This is a genomic window from Hamadaea flava, assembly GCF_024172085.1.
Lineage (GTDB): Bacteria > Actinomycetota > Actinomycetes > Mycobacteriales > Micromonosporaceae > Hamadaea > Hamadaea flava.
Window position 1 is genome coordinate 5,449,266 of record NZ_JAMZDZ010000001.1, and the last position, 19,040, is coordinate 5,468,305.

20 protein-coding genes are annotated in these 19,040 nt (G+C 68.6%); 8 read left to right on the forward strand and 12 right to left on the reverse strand.

Annotated features, from left to right (window positions below; translation table 11 throughout):
- Positions 1-81: 81 nt before the first annotated feature.
- Positions 82-462: a hypothetical protein gene (locus tag HDA40_RS25680; RefSeq protein ID WP_253760117.1), complete on the forward strand. Its 381-nt coding sequence runs from the start codon at positions 82-84 to the stop codon at positions 460-462.
- A gap of 276 nt (positions 463-738) precedes the next feature.
- On the opposite strand, the gene HDA40_RS25685 is transcribed toward HDA40_RS25680, so the two are convergent.
- Positions 739-1,230, reverse strand: a complete 492-nt coding sequence (locus HDA40_RS25685; RefSeq protein ID WP_253760118.1) for a MarR family winged helix-turn-helix transcriptional regulator — start codon at positions 1,228-1,230, stop codon at positions 739-741.
- A 70-nt stretch (positions 1,231-1,300) separates the two neighbouring features.
- Between HDA40_RS25685 and HDA40_RS25690 the strand changes: the two genes are divergently transcribed.
- Positions 1,301-1,765, forward strand: a complete 465-nt coding sequence (locus tag HDA40_RS25690) for a hypothetical protein (RefSeq protein ID WP_253760119.1) — start codon at positions 1,301-1,303, stop codon at positions 1,763-1,765.
- A 52-nt stretch (positions 1,766-1,817) separates the two neighbouring features.
- Here the strand turns inward: HDA40_RS25690 and HDA40_RS25695 are convergent, their stop codons facing one another.
- The 3 genes from HDA40_RS25695 to msrA form a co-directional block, all read right to left on the reverse strand.
- Entirely contained in the window at positions 1,818-2,384 is a 567-nt protein-coding gene (locus HDA40_RS25695) for a hypothetical protein (RefSeq protein ID WP_253760120.1), read from the reverse strand.
- An 830-nt stretch (positions 2,385-3,214) separates the two neighbouring features.
- Entirely contained in the window at positions 3,215-4,642 is a 1,428-nt protein-coding gene (locus HDA40_RS25705; protein ID WP_253760121.1) for an AAA family ATPase, read from the reverse strand.
- 155 nt (positions 4,643-4,797) lie between these two features.
- Positions 4,798-5,454 (reverse strand): peptide-methionine (S)-S-oxide reductase MsrA, encoded by a 657-nt coding sequence (msrA, locus tag HDA40_RS25710; RefSeq protein ID WP_253760122.1) that lies wholly within the window; start codon positions 5,452-5,454, stop codon positions 4,798-4,800.
- A gap of 52 nt (positions 5,455-5,506) precedes the next feature.
- Between msrA and HDA40_RS25715 the strand changes: the two genes are divergently transcribed.
- A complete protein-coding gene (locus tag HDA40_RS25715; protein ID WP_253760123.1) occupies positions 5,507-6,646 on the forward strand; it encodes a cystathionine gamma-synthase in 1,140 nt (379 codons plus the stop codon).
- 57 nt (positions 6,647-6,703) lie between these two features.
- Complete coding sequence (locus HDA40_RS25720; protein ID WP_253760124.1) at positions 6,704-8,095, forward strand: amidase; 1,392 nt, start codon at positions 6,704-6,706, stop codon at positions 8,093-8,095.
- A gap of 4 nt (positions 8,096-8,099) precedes the next feature.
- Here HDA40_RS25720 and HDA40_RS25725 read toward each other — a convergent pair whose 3' ends face one another.
- Complete coding sequence (locus HDA40_RS25725; protein ID WP_253763807.1) at positions 8,100-8,591, reverse strand: DUF2269 family protein; 492 nt, start codon at positions 8,589-8,591, stop codon at positions 8,100-8,102.
- Positions 8,592-8,706: 115 nt separating this feature from the next.
- Here HDA40_RS25725 and ilvA point away from each other — a divergent pair, with 115 nt between their 5' ends.
- The gene (gene ilvA, locus HDA40_RS25730; protein WP_253760125.1) at positions 8,707-9,918 is read left to right on the forward strand and encodes a threonine ammonia-lyase; all 1,212 of its coding nucleotides are present in this window, start codon (positions 8,707-8,709) and stop codon (positions 9,916-9,918) included.
- Between the two features lie 67 nt (positions 9,919-9,985).
- On the opposite strand, the gene HDA40_RS25735 is transcribed toward ilvA, so the two are convergent.
- From HDA40_RS25735 to HDA40_RS25745, 3 genes are all read right to left on the reverse strand, one after another.
- A complete protein-coding gene (locus HDA40_RS25735; RefSeq protein ID WP_253760126.1) occupies positions 9,986-10,873 on the reverse strand; it encodes a hypothetical protein in 888 nt (295 codons plus the stop codon).
- 119 nt (positions 10,874-10,992) lie between these two features.
- The gene (gene greA / locus HDA40_RS25740) at positions 10,993-11,484 is read right to left on the reverse strand and encodes a transcription elongation factor GreA (RefSeq protein WP_253760127.1); all 492 of its coding nucleotides are present in this window, start codon (positions 11,482-11,484) and stop codon (positions 10,993-10,995) included.
- Positions 11,485-11,545: 61 nt separating this feature from the next.
- Positions 11,546-11,977 carry a DUF4307 domain-containing protein gene (locus HDA40_RS25745; RefSeq protein WP_253760128.1) on the reverse strand — a complete coding sequence of 144 codons (432 nt, stop codon included), beginning with the start codon at positions 11,975-11,977 and terminating at the stop codon, positions 11,546-11,548.
- 150 nt (positions 11,978-12,127) lie between these two features.
- Between HDA40_RS25745 and mca the strand changes: the two genes are divergently transcribed.
- The 3 genes from mca to HDA40_RS25760 all read left to right on the forward strand — a co-directional run bounded on the left by mca (position 12,128) and on the right by HDA40_RS25760 (position 15,923).
- Positions 12,128-12,997: a mycothiol conjugate amidase Mca gene (gene mca, locus HDA40_RS25750; RefSeq protein ID WP_253763808.1), complete on the forward strand. Its 870-nt coding sequence runs from the start codon at positions 12,128-12,130 to the stop codon at positions 12,995-12,997.
- Entirely contained in the window at positions 12,997-13,266 is a 270-nt protein-coding gene (locus tag HDA40_RS25755; RefSeq protein WP_253760129.1) for a hypothetical protein, read from the forward strand. Before mca ends, HDA40_RS25755 begins: the two co-directional genes overlap by 1 nt.
- A gap of 167 nt (positions 13,267-13,433) precedes the next feature.
- Positions 13,434-15,923 carry a putative bifunctional diguanylate cyclase/phosphodiesterase gene (locus tag HDA40_RS25760; RefSeq protein WP_253760130.1) on the forward strand — a complete coding sequence of 830 codons (2,490 nt, stop codon included), beginning with the start codon at positions 13,434-13,436 and terminating at the stop codon, positions 15,921-15,923.
- Here HDA40_RS25760 and HDA40_RS25765 read toward each other — a convergent pair.
- The 4 genes from HDA40_RS25765 to HDA40_RS25780 all read right to left on the reverse strand — a co-directional run bounded on the left by HDA40_RS25765 (position 15,865) and on the right by HDA40_RS25780 (position 19,018).
- Positions 15,865-17,274, reverse strand: coding sequence for a hypothetical protein (locus HDA40_RS25765; RefSeq protein WP_253760131.1), 1,410 nt, complete (start codon positions 17,272-17,274; stop codon positions 15,865-15,867). The two genes, HDA40_RS25760 and HDA40_RS25765, sit on opposite strands and share 59 nt — an antisense overlap.
- Positions 17,275-17,278: 4 nt before the next feature.
- The gene (locus HDA40_RS25770) at positions 17,279-17,656 is read right to left on the reverse strand and encodes a hypothetical protein (RefSeq protein ID WP_253760132.1); all 378 of its coding nucleotides are present in this window, start codon (positions 17,654-17,656) and stop codon (positions 17,279-17,281) included.
- A 73-nt stretch (positions 17,657-17,729) separates the two neighbouring features.
- A complete protein-coding gene (locus HDA40_RS25775; RefSeq protein WP_253760133.1) occupies positions 17,730-18,581 on the reverse strand; it encodes an isocitrate lyase/PEP mutase family protein in 852 nt (283 codons plus the stop codon).
- A complete protein-coding gene (locus HDA40_RS25780; protein ID WP_253760134.1) occupies positions 18,578-19,018 on the reverse strand; it encodes a carboxymuconolactone decarboxylase family protein in 441 nt (146 codons plus the stop codon). The genes HDA40_RS25775 and HDA40_RS25780 overlap by 4 nt, the downstream gene beginning before the upstream one ends.
- Positions 19,019-19,040: the final 22 nt, after the last annotated feature.

Consider the following 19,040-nt stretch of genomic DNA (forward strand, 5'->3'; position numbering starts at 1 on the left):
ACAGTTTGTCCGAGTGTGACGCTTGACCGAGGCGTTGACTTCCATGTCAGGAGCACACCGCTCCTCCTTGGGGGGGAAGTCGTGATCAGCGTCGCCGAACCTTCAAACCAGGCCACCACCGGTGCGTCCGAGATCCTCGATCCGCTGCTCTGGCAGGACGCGCAGGTCATGCTCGCTCGCCACGCGCCGCGAGACGGGATCGGCACGGACGACGACACCTGTGCCTGGTGCGGCCTCCAGTGGCCGTGCCCGCCGAGGCGCCTCGCCGAGCGCGCCGCGGCCGCATCGACGCGGACCTGGCAGCACGCCTGGACCGCTCGGCACGACCTCAACAGCCTCCGCGCGCTGCCCAGCGTGCGGGCGCAGTCGGGCGGCCGGAATTCCGGCAGCCTGCTCGGACTCGACGCCCCGCGCGTCGACGAGGTCGGGCGGGCCGGTGTCAACCGGGCCCTCTTCGACTAGCCGAACAACGGACGTCCATTCCCGCCGGACCCGTCCCCCGGCTATGGCGGGGTGACATGTCCGGTATAGCGGCGACGCGCCGTGCCCGCCAGCGCGCGCGTCCCGCGAACACCCGCCCGTCGCGGTAATCGGCTGCCTCCGCCGATGCGACGCCTCCGGCCAGGCGTCGCGGACCGCGGGACGGCGGGAAAGTTGGGCGGGAGTACGCGATCAACCGGTTCCCCCGCAGTCCGGTCGCGTTACTCCCGCCCAACACATGTCAGCTGTCAGCGCAGCTCAGCGCTTCTTCGCCGGTTTGGCGGGAGTCATCGCCCGGAGCCGATCGATCTGCCGCTCCTGGATGCCGATGGCCCGCTCGAAGAAGTCCAGCAGCAGCTTGAGGTCGTCCTCGGAGTAGCCGGCGATGCTGCGGGTCGAGTCCTCGATCAGCGGCAGCATGACCTGCCAGGCCTGGTCGGCGATCTCCGGCCGGGCCTGGACGACCACCTTCCGCCGGTCGCCTGGGTCGGGCGTACGCGAGATGTAGCCGCTCTTCTCCATCCGGTCGAGCATTGCCGTGACGCTGCCGGTGGTGAGCCCGAGTTCGGTGGCCAGCCGCCCTGGCGCAGTCGGACCCGCCTGCAGCAGCAGGTCGAGGCAGCGCAGGTCGGTCCGGTTCAGCCCGAGGAGCCGGGCGATCTCGTCGTCGCCCTGGTCGACCGCGCGCTGGAAGGCTCTGACCTGCTCGCCGAGGCGCTGCTCGAGATTATCTCGAGAATCACTTGACATTCGAGTATCTTGTCCTTCAAGCTATAGATGTCTTGATAGTCAAGATACCAGAACATCAAGGGAGTTGGCCATGAACACGACCGTCACCACCGAGCCCGTCCGCGTCGAGGCGTACGCCGACACCGTGAAGAAGCTGGGCGACTGGACCGACGCGAACCGCTTCGAGGTACGCGGTCGCAGTGGTTACGCGCTGCTGGACCTGCGGTCGCCGCGGATCACCGGCGATGTGGAGGTTCGGGTGCACGCCTCGCGGTCCACGATCAAGCTGCTGGTCCCCGAGGACGCCGTGATCGACCAGTGGGATCTGACGTTCCGAGGCCGGGGCACGGTGAAGGACTGGGAGCGCACCAAGGGCACCGGTGGCCGACGCGTCCGGATCGTCGGCGAGATCGAGAACGGCGAGGTGCGCATCGCCCGGGGCGGCGTCGCGATCCTGACCGCGATGTTCTCCCGCGAGTTCGTCGACGACTGCGTCCGTGCCCACCGCGACGGCGGCCGGCCGACCGTGCACGACCCGGCCGACACGCACGCCTGATCGTCCGAGACGTCAGCGGCCCCGCGAACGCGGGGCCGCTGCGGCAGAAGTTCTAGCGGCCGGAAGCGCGCAGCAAATCGCGCCAGGCGTCCGGCGCGTCGGTCGGCGACGACCATCCCGGGCTCGCCCATATCGGCCAGTCCCGGGTGTGCGCCCGCAGCCGTTCGCACAGCCCGTCCGGCGGCTTGAACGGCACACCCAGCCCCTGGCACACGTCGTGCGCATGCAGGATGAGTTCGAGCCCCGCCCGGGGCGGGAAGTCGGCCGGACCGCGTACCTCGACTTCTGGACGCCGCCAGATCACCGCTCGCGCACCGGCTTCCGCCGTGCGGACCACGCCGGCGAGAATGCGAGCCGAGGTCGCCAACGCTTCGATGAGGACGGCTGGAGCCGCGTCCGCCCCGGGAGTGCTGACCCCGTACGCCGGATAGCCGTCCAGCTTCCGCGAAGCGAGGAAGATCGCCGGGGCCAGCACGGTGTCCACGGTGTGGTCGGCCGTCCGGAGGCAACTCCAGGTGAGGCGGCCGGCCGGAGCCGACCAGTCCCGGTCGAGCCCGGTACGCCAGGCGGCGACCACGAGACCGGTCAGCTCTTCGACATCATCGATCGTGAATGCCACCCGACCAGTGTGGCCGGGTCAGCCGAGGGTCGCGACTCCGGTTTGGCAGGTCAACCCGTTCGGGCGGATGCCGCAGTAGCCGTCCGGGTTCTTGGCCAGGTACTGCTGGTGGTAGTGGTTGTGCCTAGGCCATAGAACGCTGGCACCGCTTGCGGGACCGGTGCAGGCAGGGTTAACCGCATTACTCTCCAACAGCTTGCTGCCAGCTACTGGCCACGTTCTGAATGTCTGCCACCAACTGTGTCCAGCCCTGAAGGCGCGAAATTGGTCCCCTTCGATCAATGCGTTCTAGTAACTGCCTGCGATGTTGATTAAACCGTTTTGTCATCGCTTCTCTGCGCCGACCGGTAACTTCGGCCGCTTTGAGGAGACATTCTTGCAGCTTTGCCTTCGGGTCTGCCATGGATTCGATTTCGTGGGACTTGGTAAGCGCAGATCGATTCGTCCCTTTGGATTTCCGGCGACCGTCCTAATTTCGAGCTCGTCGAGCAGTAGCCACGCCTCAGTCATTCGAATGGGAATCACCGGCACCACATATGAGGTCGGCTGGTCGCGTACGGCCCTCTCGATTTCGGCGCGCCTGACGGCGTAGCCCGCGTTATCCGCGTCGCGGTGGACTATAACGATGTCGATCGGGGCGTTCCCGAGTAACTGAATTCCGGCAGTAACACGAGAATTCACGTCTTTGCTGACTCCGCGCAACAAGCTGAAGTCGGGCTTGCTTAGGTGAACAGAAGCACCGAAATCGAGAAAGACAGCTTCGATGAGTTCCGCTAGAGGAAGATCGGAGGTCCCTTCAGAGACGAACAAGCCTGTGCGAGTCCGGTTAGTCACTTGACGAACTCCAGGGGCAGCATTAACTGCGTGTCCGGCGGGGCGACCAGGTACGCGATCACGTCCGCTTCAGTGAAGTAGGGTTCTCCACTCGCGGCCCGCCACGAACCCCTGAATGGAAGCAGGGAGAGTGCCCTAACAAAGCTGCCGTCAGGTGCTAATTGCGGTCTAACTTCCGCCAGAAGCAAATCATCGGTGCTGCACAACTGAACGACGCCAGGAGAATGTGTATTAACGATAATCTGGCGGAACGGATTCGTCTCGTCGGGTGCTTCGTCAGGCTCTACGGCTAGATCTTTCACAAGCTGTAGCATCGCTGGAAGATTGGCAGGATGAATTCCGTTCTCCGGTTCCTCCATACAAATCAGTCCGGTGAATGTCGGATCCTCAAGTAAAACGCACAGGGCCAGGAATCTCAGGGTGCCTTCAGACAATGCGCGAGCTGGCAAGCGTAGGTCACCCCTCTCCTCGAGGAAGAGAGTGAACACCTCTCGGACTTGGTCGAGCTCAACAGTTAATCCTTTGACGCCGACGCCCGACAGATCCGAAAGCCGACCGGCGACGCGAGCATAAGTGGCCTCGGGGCCGAGTTCGCCGGAGGCTTGTGTGCGATCATGGGCGATCCTATAAAGCGTCGCAGCGAGGTGTCTTCCATCAGGATTCAGCTGCCTCGGCGCCGTCAAGCCGTCGGGCGCGCGCAGAGCGGACGGTTCGAGCGCTAGGCGCCGCCAACTTTGCATTTCTCGTCGCGCAGCCAGAATTGTGGGATAGTCGTTGGTTGTCACGGTGCTCAAGACAGTTCGACCTGCGCGGGCGGCGGCGCGAGGCTGAGGTTTTCCAAAGCTGCCGCCATCACCATGAACGTTGATCACGGTTCCGCTTTCGCGGTACTCGGTCGAAAGAAAGGCCCCACCTCGACGCTCGCCTACAACGACGGCGGATCGGAAACGCTTCGCACTATGGGGGAACTTCAGAAACTTGGCGGCTTCTCCTCTGCGGATGTGCCGCAATTCCTCCGAAAGAAGACTGAGCCTGCCGACTGAACCTTCACCTGTTGGACGTTCGTAGCCGAGGGAGACTTCGTACCTAAGGAAGGTCGTAGTTGCTCGAGCTGGAGCGCCCAAGTCATCTTCGACCTCCCTCGGCACTACCATTTCCGCAGCAAGCCTGATCACTCGGTCGTGATCTCTGTAGCCATCCCAAAACAGGTCGCGTGGATCCCCGCCTCGCATACCTGAGGATCCTCGAACCCGCTGGGACGACTCGACGAGGGTGTCGGTTGCTAGGTATGAAAGAAACTCGATTACATCGAACACGTTCGACTTGCCCATACCGTTCGCACCAGCAATACAGGTGAATGGGCCGAAATCAACGCTAACGTCCAGGAGGTTCTTGAACCCCTGAACCTCCAGGCGTGTGAGCATGCTGAGAGCTTAGCTCCGGAGCCGCGAGGGTATGGTCCCGGAGCATCAGCCTTCTTCACTTGTGGCATTCAAGCTGTGGCAGGCCGAACGTGGCGCGCGTCCGTGCCCAACAGGCAGGGTGGCCAGCGCAACCGCCCGCTAGTTATTGATGCTGGTCACGCGTCGGTCTTGGCGACACCGATAGGACAGCTCATACCGTTCGGCCCGATGCCGCAGTATCCATCGGGATTCTTCGAAAGATATTGCTGGTGGTAGTCCTCGGCGAAGTAGTACTGGCCGAGCGGGGCGATCTCGGTCGTGATGTCGTCGAGGCCGGCCGCCTTGACCACCGGCGCGAACGTGTCACGCGAGGCCAGCGCCTCGTCGAGCTGCGCTGGAGTGGTGGCGTAGATCGCCGAGCGGTATTGCGTGCCGACGTCGTTGCCCTGGCGCATGCCCTGGGTCGGGTCGTGGTTCTCCCAGAAGACCTTGAGCAGCTGGGCATAGCTGATCCTGGCCGGGTCGAACACCACCTCAAGGACCTCGGTGTGCCCGGTGAACCCGGAACAGACCTCGTCATAGCTGGGGTTCGTGGTCAGCCCGCCGGCGTACCCGACGGATGTGGTGTAGACCCCGTCGAGCTTCCAGAACAGCCGCTCGGCGCCCCAGAAGCAGCCCATTCCGAAGACCGCCGTCTCCAGGCCGGCCGGGAAGGGGCCGGTCAACGGCGTACCAAGGACGAAATGGGACGAAGGCACCCGCATCGCCTCGGCGCGACCGGGCAGGGCCTGCTCGGGCGTGGGAAGGTCGAGCATCTTGCGGCGTAGGAACATGAATTACACCTCCGGTGGCATGAACGCCGGCCGGGTGAGAGAAAATCCCAGCATGTCTTACGGATTCGAGACGCTCGCCATCCACGCCGGTCAAGAGCCGGACGAGCGGACCGGTGCGGTGATCCCGCCGATCTTCCAGACCTCCACGTACGCCCAGGACGCGGTCGGAGCGCCGCGCTTGGGGTACGAGTACTCCCGCAGCGGCAACCCGACCCGGGACGCGCTCCAGGAGTGCCTGGCGGCGCTGGAAGGCGGACGCCACGGGCTGACCTTCGCCAGCGGCCTGGCCGCGGAGGACACCCTGCTCCGGTCGGCGCTACGGCCGGGTGATCACGTCGTGATCCCCGACGACGCGTACGGCGGCACCTATCGCTTGTTCGCCCGGGTCGCGCAGCCTTGGGGCGTACAGTTCACGCCCGCGCGGCTGACCGACGCGGACGCCGTGCGGGCGGCGGTGACCGCCCAGACGAAGATGATCTGGGTCGAGACCCCGACGAACCCGTTGCTGGGCGTCGCGGACATCGCCGAGATCGCCGAGATCGCCCGCGAGGTCGGTGCGATCCTGGTGGTGGACAACACCTTCGCCAGCCCGTATCTGCAGCAGCCGCTGGCGCTCGGCGCGGACGTCGTCGTCCATTCGACGACCAAGTACGTCGGCGGACACTCTGATGTGGTCGGTGGCGCGCTCGTCGTCAACGACGCCGAGCTGCATGAGAAGGCGAAGTTCCACCAGAACGCGATGGGCGCGGTGAACGGCCCGTTCGATGCGTGGCTGACCCTGCGCGGCGTGAAAACCCTCGCCGTACGCATGGAGCGCCACTGCGACAACGCGGAGCGCGTGGTCGAGTTCCTCAGTGGACACCCGGCGGTGACTCAGGTGCTCTACCCGGGGCTGCCCGAGCACGCGAACCACGACGTCGCAGCGAAGCAGATGCGCCGCTTCGGCGGCATGGTCAGCTTCCGCGTCGGCGACCTGGCGAAGGCCGAGCGGATCTGCAACAGCACCAAGGTCTTCACGCTCGCGGAGTCGCTCGGCGGCATCGAGTCGCTGATCGAGCACCCGGGCCGCATGACCCATGCCAGCGTCGCCGGGTCGGCTTTGGAGGTTCCGGCCGACCTCGTACGCCTTTCGGTCGGCATCGAGACCCTCGACGACCTGCTGGCCGATCTGGACAATGCGCTGAGTGCCTAGTGAGTCACTCCTCCCCGGTAGAGTGTGCGCCACGCACTGCTGGGGAGGAGTGGGTAGATGCCCGAGACGTGGGTCGGCGCGACCGCGAAACAGATCGCGCGCGCGGTGCGTCGCGGTGATGCCTCGGCGACGCAGGTCGTCGCAGATCACCTCGACTACATCCGGGCGAACGACGACCAGGTCCACGCCTTCCGTGCGCTGCGCGACTCGGAGGCCGCCTTCGAGGCGGCCGAGGTCGACGACCAGCCTGACCTGGGCCATCTGCCGCTTGCGGGCGTCCCGGTCGCGCTGAAGGAGAACACGCCCATCGCGGGCCTGCCGACCTGGCGTGGTTCGGCCGCGGCTCGGTCCGAGGTGGCCGACGCCGATCACGAGGTGGTCCGCCGTCTGCGCGGCGCCGGCGCCGTGATCGTCGGTGTGACCCGCATGCCGGAATTGGGACTCTGGGCGACCACCGACGACGACTCGGCAGTGACCCGGAACCCGTGGAACCTCGAGCGGACCCCGGGCGGTTCGTCCGGCGGTTCCGCGGCGGCGGTCGCGTCCGGGCTGGTCCCGATCGCGCACGGCAACGACGGGCTCGGCTCCATCCGGATTCCGGCGGCCTGCTGCGGACTCGTCGGGCTGAAGCCGGGCCGGGGCGTGGTGCCGGCGCAGCTGGGCCGGGAGGACTGGTTCGGCCTGGTCGAGCACGGCATCCTCGCCACCACGGTGGCGGACGCGGCGGTCGGTTTCTCCGTCCTGGCCGGGCGCACGCCGGGCAAGCTGGAGCATCCGCCGCGGCTGCGGGTCGCCGTCTCGCTGCGCTCGCCGGTCGCGGGCACGGCCGCCGACGCGGCCAACCGCGAAGCCGTCGCCACCGCCGCGAACCTGCTCGTCGAGGCGGGCCACGACACCGTCTCGGCCGATCCGGCGTACCCGGTGGGGTTGGGCCTGCGCGGCCTGGCGACCTGGTTCGCCGCGGCCTATCGGGACGCCGAGGACGCCGGGCTGCTGGACGCGAAGCTCCAGCCACGGTCGCGTCGCCATCTGCGGATGGGCCGCTGGGCCTGGAACCGGGGGATGATCCGCGAAGAGGACCGCGAAGGATTCCGGGAGAAGTCGATCGCCTTCTTCGGCGACGGGAACTACGACATCCTGCTGACCCCGGCGTTGGCGCGTACGCCGTTGCCGGCCCGGTCCTGGTCGTCCCGGGGTTGGCTGTCCAATGTCACGGCCTGCCTCCGCTTCGCCCCGTACGCCGCACCCTGGAACATCTCCGGGTTGCCCGCGTTGACCGTGCCGGTCGGCGTACGCCCCGACGGCCTGCCCGCCGCGGTCCAGCTCGTCGGCCCGCCCGGCAGTGAGCTGACCCTGCTGGCCATCGCCGGCCAGTTCGAACTGCTGCACGCGTGGCGCCGGCACGCCCCGGGGTTTCCGATCGCGGCCACCCCCGCACGGGCGCGGTAGGCGGTCAGAACGGCCGGATCACCATCAGCAGGGTGATCACGGCGAAGACCAGCAGCACGAGGAAGCCGGCTCCGGCGACGCGTCCGGTGATGGCGTCGAGGCGTTCCTTGAGGCGCAGGTCGTCGGTGGTCGCGGTCAGCGCCGAGACTTCCGGCTGGGTGTCGATGACGCCTTCGGAGACCATGCGGGCCGCCTTGTGCAGCGCCGGGACGGCGTAGAAGAACACGAGTCCGAGCGCCACCACGTACAGCGTCATGGAGATGATCACCCAAGGCGTGGCGAACTCGTACTTGCCGTCGCTTCCGAGGACCGTGAGTATGCCGAGCACGGCGGTGAGCACCGTGCCCGCACCGAAGGCCCGGGTCTGCGTGGCTGCCATGCGTACGCCGTCCGCGCTGCGCCGCTGGATCGCCCGGCGGCCGATGAAGGGGGCGGACATGAGCGGGCCGACCAGCATGACCGCACTGAGCACGTGCAACGCCTTCAGGAACGTCATCACATTCGCGATCATAGGCATACAAAACGCCTGATCAGCGCAAATAACCTTTCGAGCCGGGTGAGCTGGTTGAGCCGGTGGAGTACGCCACCGAGCGCGGTGCGACGATCAGGGCGTGACACCTCACCTCGTCAGCGTCGACGACATCCGGGCCGCTCAGGAGTTGCTGCGGGACATCGCCCGAGTCACCCCGATCGAGCCCTGCCGGCCGCTGTCGGCCAAGATCGGCGGCCAGGTCTGGCTCAAGTGCGAGAACCTCCAGCGGGCGGGCGCGTACAAGGTGCGGGGCGCGTACACCCGGATCGCGCGGCTGAGCGCCGAGGAGCGGGCCCGAGGCGTAGTCGCCGCGAGCGCGGGAAATCACGCCCAAGGGGTCGCGGTCGCCGCGACCGCGCTGGGTGTCGCCGCCACCGTCTTCATGCCCGTCGGCGCGCCACTGCCCAAGGTCGCCGCGACGAAGGGCTACGGCGCGTCCGTCCAGCTCGTCGGGGCGAATGTGGACGAGGCGCTGGTCGCGGCCCGGGAGTTCGCGGAGGCCACCGGCGCGATCTTCATCCACCCGTTCGACCATCCCGACGTCATCGCCGGACAGGGCACGGTCGGGCTGGAGATCTTGGCGCAGGTGCCGGACGTCAAGACGATCATCATGGGCATCGGCGGCGGCGGCCTGATCTCCGGCGTCGCGGTCGCGGTGAAGGCGTTGCGACCCGACGTGCAGATCATCGGCGTCCAGGCGGCCGGGGCCGCGGCGTTCCCGCCCTCGTTGCGCGCCGGGCACCCCGTCAAGCTCGACCAGCTCAACACGATCGCTGACGGCATCGCCGTCCTCCGGCCCGGCGACCTGACCTACCTGCACGTCAGCAAGCTCGTCGACGAGGTCGTGACGGTCACCGATGAGGAGATCTCGAGAGCGCTGCTCATGCTGCTCGAACGCGGCAAGCTCGTGGTCGAGCCAGCCGGGGGAGTCGGGGTCGCCGCGCTGCTCAGCGGGGTCGTCGAGGTCGAGACGCCGGCGGTCGCGGTCCTCTCCGGCGGCAACATCGACCCGTTGCTCATGCTCCGCGTCATCGAGCACGGCCTGTCGCTCGCGGGCCGGTTCCTGCGCTTCACCGTCCGCTGCGCCGACCGGCCGGGCCAGCTCGCGGAACTGCTCTCGCTCATCGCCCAGCACCGGGCCAACATCGTCGACGTGGCGCATCAGCGCCACGATCCGCAGCTCCGGCTCGGCGAGGTCGCCGTCGCGCTCTCGGTGGAGACGCGCGGGTCCGAACATTCGGATCGCCTGCTGTCCGCGCTCAGATCCAACGGGTACGCCGTATCGGCGTGACCTGAGCCCGGACAGGGCGAAGGCCGCCCCGGCGTACCGGAGCGGCCTTCGTCGTGGTGCGTCGGGGTCAGCGCCGCGCCAGCTTGGTCTTGCGAGCGTTCAGGGACTTCGCGAGGGCGGGAGCCTTCGCGCTGACCCCTTCCGGCGCCATGTAGTTGCCTTCGCAGGCCAGGATGCCGCACAGGTCGATGATGATTCGGGACGGCTTGAGGACCTTGATGTTGATCGTCGCGTTGTCCAGGTCGAGTGCCGTCTGAACGAAGTTCGAGATCGCCTGCGAGTTCGCCGGGGAGTTGAGGCTGCTGGTGCCGGGCCAGTTGCCGGAGTCCCAGACCGCGGTGTAGCTGGGAACGACGCTCTGCACGGTCAGGTTGAACTGGATGGCGCAGCCCATGAGGTCGCTGTTCTTGTCGAGCGCCCAGCTGAGGTCCACCACCATGTCGATTCCGGTGGCGAGGCCGCGCGGCTTGATCCGGCCCGAGCTGCCGTCGAGCGCGTAGGCCGAGCAGGCGAACCGGCCGTCGGCCGTAGCGGTGTCGACGATACGGATCGGCGTGAACACGTTGGTGAACGGGATGTAGCTGCTGTCGTAGACGCGGGCCTGCAGGCCGCCGCCGAAGGCGTAGTTCAGGTAGCCGCCCTCGTCGACGACCAGTGCGCCGTCGGGCGCGCCCGCCGGCGGGAACCCCTGCGGGGCCAGGGTCAGGGGCACGCCGGCGGCAAGAGTGTTGGCCATCTTCGTGTTGGCCAGCGTCAGCGTGGAGGACGCGTTGCTGCTGATCGACGTCGTGAGCGTGCCGGTGTTGTCGGTGCCCTGAACGATCGGCTGGCCGTCGGTCGCCGACGCCGGGCTGGCGGCCACGGCGGTCGCGACACCGGCCGCTCCGATGCCGGCCGCGACGGTGCCGGCGCGACGGAGCAGCTTGCGCCGGTCGACGGCGTTTTCTCCAGACATAAAGGGGGATCCTCCCGTGGAAGGCTCGCTTCGTACGCGAGCGGCAAGCCAGCCTGCCAGGAAGATCCCCTGAGCTTCAATGGGCCGAAGGGATGAGACGGATCATCCCTTGCCGGCGCTCAGCCTGCGAAGGGTTCGAATTTGACGATGCTCACGGTGATCGTCGCGCCACTGGGCGCCGTGTAGCTCACCGACTGACCGGTCTTAGCGCCCATGATCGCCGCGCCGAGGGCCGACTCGGGGCTGTAGACGGTCAGGTCGGTGGTGGCAGCGATCTCCCGCGAGCCGAGCAGGAAGGTCTCGGTGTCGTCGGCGTCGTCGTCGAACTGGATCGTCACCACCATGCCGGGGGAGACGGCGTCGGCCGTCGGCGCGTCGCCCACCCGGGCCGTCCGCAGCAGTTCCTGCAACTGCCGGATGCGTGCCTCCTGTTTGCCCTGCTCCTCACGGGCGGCGTGATATCCGCCGTTCTCCCGGAGGTCGCCCTCCTCGCGGCGGGCGTTGATCTCCGCCGCGACCGCGGGCCGGGCCGCGATCAGCTCGTCGAGCTCACCCTGCAGCCGGTCGAACGCTTCCTGGGACAACCAGGTGTTGGTCTCGGTCGATGGCACGGCGGACTCCTTGATTAGATCGGACAGAAGTTCAAACTTAACAGCGTACGCCCACTGCGGGTCAGCTGCTGGTTTCCGCGTCGTGGGGGTAGCAGCGCTCGACTTCGCCCGTCACCGGCCGCCCGTTAGTCGCCAAGTGGTACTCGACGACGGTCTGGCTCGGCTCGGCGCCGGCGGTCACGGCGACCGTCGCCCGGCCGACTTCGGCCCCGTCCTCGCCCCGGGCGCGCACGATGCACTCGGCCTGGCCGCCGTCGGGCAGCCGGACGACGAACTGCACGTCGACCGCGTTCTCGCCGGTGGTGAACCGGGTCACGTCGGCGCTGTAGTCCTGTTCGCCGTAGGCCCGGTACAGCCGGAACCCGACAAATGTCATGATCACCAGCAGCGCGACGACGCCGGCCGCCAGCACCGGCCGGGGTACGCGCCGCGGCGTCCGCTGCCGCCCGTAGCGGCCGGACGGGAATACTGGGTGGGTTGTCTGAGCTGTCACAGTGCGGGTCCTCGTGGCGCCAGGTCACCCGCGCCGAGGCCGGTGACCGCGTTGTCGGTGGTCGGAGTCAGAATGGCTGAGAACCATCATCGCACTGGACCGAGTGCTGAAACCGCAGAGGGAGATCTGGTGAGTGAGCAGCTTCGCCTGATGGCCGTGCACGCCCATCCCGACGACGAGTCGAGCAAGGGCGCCGCCACCATGGCCCGTTACGTCCGCGAGGGCGTCGACGTGCTGGTGGTCACGTGCACCGGCGGCGAGCGCGGCGACATTCTCAACCCGAAGCTGGCCGGAGACGCGGAGATCCTGGCCAACATGGCCGAGATCCGGCGGGCCGAGATGGCGCGGGCCCGCGAGATCCTGGGCGTACGCCAGGAGTGGCTGGGCTTCGTCGACTCGGGCTGGCTGGAGGACTACCGGCCGGAGAACGCCGACAAGCTGCCCGACGGCAGCTTCGGCCGCGAGGACGTGGCGACCGCAGCGCAGCCGCTGATCAAGCTGATGCGCGAGTTCCGCCCGCACGTCGTGATCACCTACGACGAGGAGGGCGGCTACCCGCACCCCGACCACATCCAGTGCCACCGGGTCAGCGTCGCCGCCTTCGACGTGGCCGGCGACGCGGAGGTGCACCCCGAGTTGGGCGCGCCTTGGCAGCCGCAGAAGCTCTACTACCACGTCAGCTTCACCCGTTCGCAGTTCACCGCGCTGCACGAGGCCTGCCTGGCGGCCGGCCTCGAGAGCCCGTACGCCGGGATGCTGGCCGACTGGCCGGCTGCCCGCGACAAGGGCGACCGGGTCACGACGCGAGTGGAATGCGGCGATTACTTCCCGATCCGGGACGACGCGCTGCGGGCGCACGCCACCCAGATCGATCCCGACGGCGGCTGGTTCCGGACGCCGCTGGCAATCCGCCGGCAGGGCTGGCCGACAGAGGACTACCAGCTCGCGAAGTCGCTGGTGGACAGTCCGACGCCGGAGACCGACCTGTTCGCGGGCGTCCGTAAGGAGGGGCTGGTCTGATGCTGGCCGAGTTCTTGTCCGACAACAATTTCGGGGACACCCGATCGGGCGGTCTGGCCGGGCCGATGGGCCTGCTTCTGATCGTCGTGCTCGGCATCGCGATCGTGCTGCTCATCCGCAATATGAGCAAGCGCATCAAGCGGCTCCCGGCCTCGTTCGACGGCGAGCCCGCCGAAGGATCTCCCGTTCAGGAGCTCCGGTACGAGAAGTCCTCCAGCTCTGCTGACCTGGTTGAGGAGGTCGAGCCGGGCCGGGACAATTCTCGATGATCCATGCGGTTTTTCAGCCGCGGACACTGTCGCCCGCCGAGATAACGCCGTAGCCTTCCCAGCGGGATTCGCGTCAGCGTGCCAATCAGCCGGAACCCACGAAGAGGGGGTGCGGTGTGCTGATGAACAGCGTGGTTCACCGCATTTCTGAGGGCTTTCGGTCCGCTATGGACTATTTGCGGGCCGCGCTGCGACGGGCGTACCTGGCCAGCGGCGCACCCGAACTGCCCCGGCGTGCCCGGACGTTCGCCGCCTTCGCGGTCGGTGTCGCGCTGGTCGTCTCGATCGGCGGAGTGGTCTTCTCCCCAGTGGACGACTGGGTGCGGTTCGCCATCGTGGTCGGCATGGTGGTGGTCAGCCACCTCGGTCGGCTGCGCGTTCGGATCTCCGGCTCCAACTTCGCCACCGCCTGGGGCGACGCCGCCTTCATCGTCGCGGTCTGGGTCGGGCCCGACGGCTGGCTGCCCGCCGCCATGGGCCTCGGCGTCCTGCTCGCCAATCTGTTGTTGCAGGCGTTCGCCGACGAGTGGAAGCCGTTCGTCGAGATCATCCGGCGCTCGGCCAGCCTGGCGATCGCGGCCGGTCCGGCGGCGCTGGTCGCGCATCTGCTGGTCCAGGGCGAATACAAGGAGATGGTCACCCCGGACGACGGCTTCGCCCTCGCCGCGACCGCGCTCGGCTATTCGCTGCTGACCGTCGTCATCACCTGCGTCTACACCTCGCTGCGCGACGGGCACAAGTTCAGCACGCTGATGCGGCGGGCGCTGAGCAGCATCTGGATGATGACCCTCGGCAACCTCGCGGTGGGCCTGGGGATCGTCGGCCTGCTCGGCGTGGACCTGCGCTGGCTCATCGCCCTCCCGCCGGTGCTGTGGCTGTTCCAGCAGGCGTACACGCATCGGCTGCTCGACTCGCAGGAGCGGCAGGGCTGGAACCGCTACGCCGACGCGATCCGGGCGCTGCGCCGCCACGGCGACATCGCGGGCATCGCCAACGCCGGAGCTCGCAGCGCGCTGAGTCTGTTCCGCGCCAACGAAGTCGTCGTCGAGCTGCTGAACTCGGACGGCCCCACAATGCGATACACCGCCGGCGGCGGTCCGTTGCGCCGCAACGCGGGCGTCATCGCGTCGGTGACCCGGCCGCTGGAGGTCGCGGGCGAACAGGTCGGCACGCTGACCCTGCATTTCGCCGGGACGGTCGGCCTTCGCAGCCGGGATCGGGCCGCGCTCGCGGCGTACGCGGACGCGCTCGGCGTCGCCTTGCACGACTCGGCGACGCACGCCGCGCTCCGGCACGCCACCGAACGCGCGGTCGACGAGGCCGTCCGTGACCCGCTGACCAAGCTCTTCAACCGGGAAGCGCTGCTGCGCCGCGGCGACGAGACGCTGCGTGGTCTCGACCGGTCGGCCGCGGTCGCCCTGCTGATGCTGGACGTCGACAACTTCAAGGAAATCAACAACACCCTGGGCCACGTCGCCGGTGACCAGTTGCTGCAGATCGCGGCCGGTCGGCTCAGCGATCTCGTCTCCGATGTGGAGCTGCTGGCCCGGCTCGGCGGCGACGAGTTCGGCCTGCTGTTGTTCGACCTTCCCGAAGACGGCACAGAACAGGCCATGCGTCAGGCCGAGCGGCAGGCGCTGCGCCGGGCCCGGCGGCTGGCCGCCGCGCTCGCCGAGCCGACCGAGATCGCCGGGGTCACCGTCTCGGCGGAGACCTCGGTGGGCGTCGTCGTGGCGGCTGCGGGCCGGGTCGACATGCCGGAACTGCTGCGTCGCGCGGATGTCGCGCTCTACCAGGCCAAAGACGGGCAGTCCTCGGTCGTCGCGTACGACCCGTCGCACGACGGCGCGAGCACGGATCGGCTGGCCCTGGTCGCCGAGATGCGTACCGCGCTCAGCCTGGACGACCAGCTGCTGGTCGCGCTGCAACCCGCGATCGACCTGTCGACCGGGGCGCCTACCGGTGTCGAGGCGCTCGCCCGCTGGGAGCATCCCCGTCGCGGCCGGTTGCACCCCAAGGACTTCGTCCGCGCGGTCGAGGCGAGCGAGCTGCTCGCACCGTTCACCCGGTACATCGTGGACAAGGCGCTGACGGCGGCCGCGTTGTGGCAGGCCGAGGGCATCGACGTGCCGGTCTCGGTCAACCTCTCGGCCCGCAACCTGCTCGACGCTGAACTGCCCGCCGACATCGGGAGGTTGCTGGACAAGCACCGCATCGAGCCCGCGCGGCTGGTTTTGGAGATCACCGAGACGGTCGTGATGAGCGACCTCCGGGTGATCGACGAAGTGCTCAACGACCTGCGGCAGCTGGGCGTACAGCTGTCCGTGGACGACTTCGGCACCGGCTACTCCTCGCTGACCTTCCTCACCCGCATCGCCGTCGACGAGGTCAAGGTGGACCGCAGCTTCGTCCGGGCCATGGGCGATTCGCCACAGGCCGCCGCGATCGTGCGGACCACCGTCGACCTCGGGCGGCAGCTCGGCTTGCGGGTGGTCGCCGAGGGCGTGGAGACCCACGAGCAGCGCCGGGTGCTCACCGACCTGGGCTGTACCGCCGCCCAAGGCTTCCACTTCTTCCGGCCGATGCCCAGCGAAGAGATCACCGCGGCGCTGCGGAGTCTTCCAGAGCCGCCGGCCGCGCTGGCGAAACTGGCGTGATCCGGTCCGCGCGGGCGGCCGGACCGGCGACGACCGCCCAGACTGCCGCGCTTGTCATGGCCAGCAGAACGACCGGAAGCAGGACCCGCCGGGCCGACGTGCCCAGGTGCCAGCCCAGGTCGTAGGGCGTGATCAGGTAGGTGAAGGTCAACACGAGCAGCTGGGCTGCCAGGACGATCCAGAGCCAGCCGTCGGAACCGAGGTCCAGCCGCCGTCGCGCCGGCCGGAGGAACACCGCTCCGGCGACGGCCACCACGACCGCCAGCAGCACCGTGACGCCGATCAACGGCTCGTACGCGGTGACGATGCTGCCGAGGCGGTGCCGGACCCCGAGGTCTCCGCGGAGCAGGTCGTCGAACCGGCCCTGCGACGCCAGATCGGACTGGCCGCCGAGCGCCCGGACGATCACCATCCAGCTGAGCCCGGCCGCGACGGGCCACCACAGGAGCGCGACGCGACCGAGGTGGCGCCGGCCTTCCGGCGTACGCCATCGCAGGAGTCCCCGGCCGTTCCGGAGGGTCGCCACGCCCGCCACGATCAGAACCGCGACCAGGCCCTCATTCTTGGTCAGAGCGGCGACCGTCATCAGCAGCATCGCCAGGCCAGGCCGGGCGAGCGGGTCCCGGCCGAGCAACAGCAGCACAGCGGCGGCCACGACGGAGACCGAGCAGAGCACGTCGCTGTAGCCGTCGGTGGCGCCGTAGGGAAGCAGCGCCCAGGTGGCTAGGGCGACGCCGGTGGCGGCGATCCAGGACACCACCGCGTTCCCGCGTACCGTGACCGTGCGGACCGCGTACGCCGACAGCACGATGGCGGAGAAGTTGAGCACCGCCACGATCAACTGCGCCACCCGGAAGTCGACCTGGCCGAGGATCGACCAGACCGCAGCGACCGTGCCGGAGGTGAGAGGTGGATAGTCGACGTGCGAGAAGGCGTACGCCGGATTGGCGATCGCTTGCCGGGCTGCCTCGCCTCCGTGCCGGAAGTAGCCGGCGTGCAACCACCAGATGGAATGCGAGTCCCATCCGGTGGGCTGCTTCTTGATCGTGAGGAAGGGCAGGAGCAGGACGCCGGCGACTACCGCCGACACCCACCAGGGGTCGACGAGGAAGACCGGCCGATCGCGGCGCGACAGCCCGTATGCCAGCGCCAGTTGTCCAGCGAGAGCGATACCGCACCACAGCAGCAGCGGGCCGCCGGCGAGGAGCATGAGTCCGACCGCGGCGCTCCCGGTCAGGGCCGCGGCGAGGGGGGCCAGGAGTACGGCCGGGAGAAGCTGCCGGGTCAGGGCGAACGCCAACGGCAACCCGCCCAGGAAGAGACAAACGAGGACGACCAGCGCGTTCAGCATGCCGTCACCGGGCGGCTTCGAGTACGAGGCGGACCTTCAGCGGTGCGCTGGTGTCGGCGACGACCGTCGCGATCAGATCGGCTTGGGCCGGGTCGGCGGTGACAGCGATATCGCCGATCGCCGCGAACTCCAGCAACCGCTGACCCCACAGGGTGCCCGGTCCGGGCACGTAGACGACCTCTCGGGGCGGCACCCCGGCGATCAGGTCGGCCTGAATCCGCTCGAACTGCCGCCGGGTCTGGTTCTCGCCGCGTACGTCGGCCCGGCTGGTGCCGGCGGTCACCCGATCGATGCCGTCCTTGGCGGCATCGAAGGCGCCGCGTGCGGAGAGGATCAGCAACAGCGCGGCGAGCGCCGTCACACCGACGCGGATCGGCATCATGCGGGCGCCCGCAGACCTGGCCGCAGCAGGGCGATCGGACAACTTGGCGACCCTTCCCGAGGGGACGAACGCGCTATTGTAGCGACGCGCTCGCCGGTCCCGTGGGGTCCGTCACGGCGGCTGGTCGGCGCAAGACTACCAGCAGGTCCGCGTGCTGTCGCCGCACAGCCGCGTGTACGCGAGCCCCGAAGCTGATCCGGGCCACTCCCAGGGCGGCTAGTTCCGCGACGCTCGGTGGACCGTCCAGGCGGCCGAGGATGTTGACCGCGCCACCAGCCTCACCGACGAAAGCACCGACCGTCGCCGGATCGTCGAGCAGGATCGGAAATACGCAGTCCGCGCCGGCGGCGAGGTATCGCCGCGCCCGGTCGACCGCGTCGGTCAGTGCGTCGTGCGTACCAGTTGATCTGAGGAAGACGTCGATTCGTGCGTTGACCACCAGATCGACCCCCGCGGACCGGGCCGCCGCGCGGATCGCGGACAGGAAGTCGGCCTGGCGGGCCGAATCAACCATGGCGCCGGTCGCCGGGTCCGAGTCCTCCAGATTGCAGCCCGCGACCCCGGCGGCCGCGAGGCGTTCGACCAGCTCCGCGGGGGACAGCCGGAAACCGCGTTCGACGTCTGCCGTCACCGGTACGCCCACCGCCCGCACGATCCGGGCGATGGCGTCGAGGATCTCCCCGACGGGTGCGGTCTCGCCGTCGGCGTGGCCGAGCGTCTCCGCGAGCGCGGCGCTGCTGGTGGCCACGGCGGGGAAGCCGGCCGCCTCGACGGCTCGGGCCGACGGCACGTCCCAGACGTTGGGGAGCACCACGGGATCGCCCGGCCGGTGCAGCGCCCGGAGCGTCGCCGCCCCGGTGACCAGGTCCGGCCCGGCGCCGGACCACTCGCCGGCGCCGGGGGCCCAGGAGGACGGGGGAGTCACGACAGCGACCACGGGTGGGCGGTCGCGCCGAGCCGGTTCCAGGCGTTGATCACCGTGACGGCCCAGATCAGCTCGGCCAATTCGACCTCAGTGAACTGCGCGGCGGCGCGGGCGAAGACCTCGTCGGTCACCGGTCCCTCGGTCAGCCGGGTGGCGGCCTCGGTCAGTTCGAGCGCCGCCCGCTCACGGTCGGTGAAGAACGGGGTGTCCCGCCAGACCGTGATGGCGAACAGCCGGCGCGGATCCTCGCCGCCCTTGACGGCGTCGGCGCTGTGCTGGTCGACGCAGTACTCGCAGCCGTTGAGCTGCGAGGCCCGCAACCGGACCAGCTCCAGCAGCGGAGCCTCCAGCCGGGTCTGCCGCGCGGCGGCGTCCAGGGCGTTCATCGCCTTGTTGATGTGGGGGGCCAGGGTGTCGACTGCGAGACGAGTGTTCATGTCGTTGACTTTAGGAGCGGAT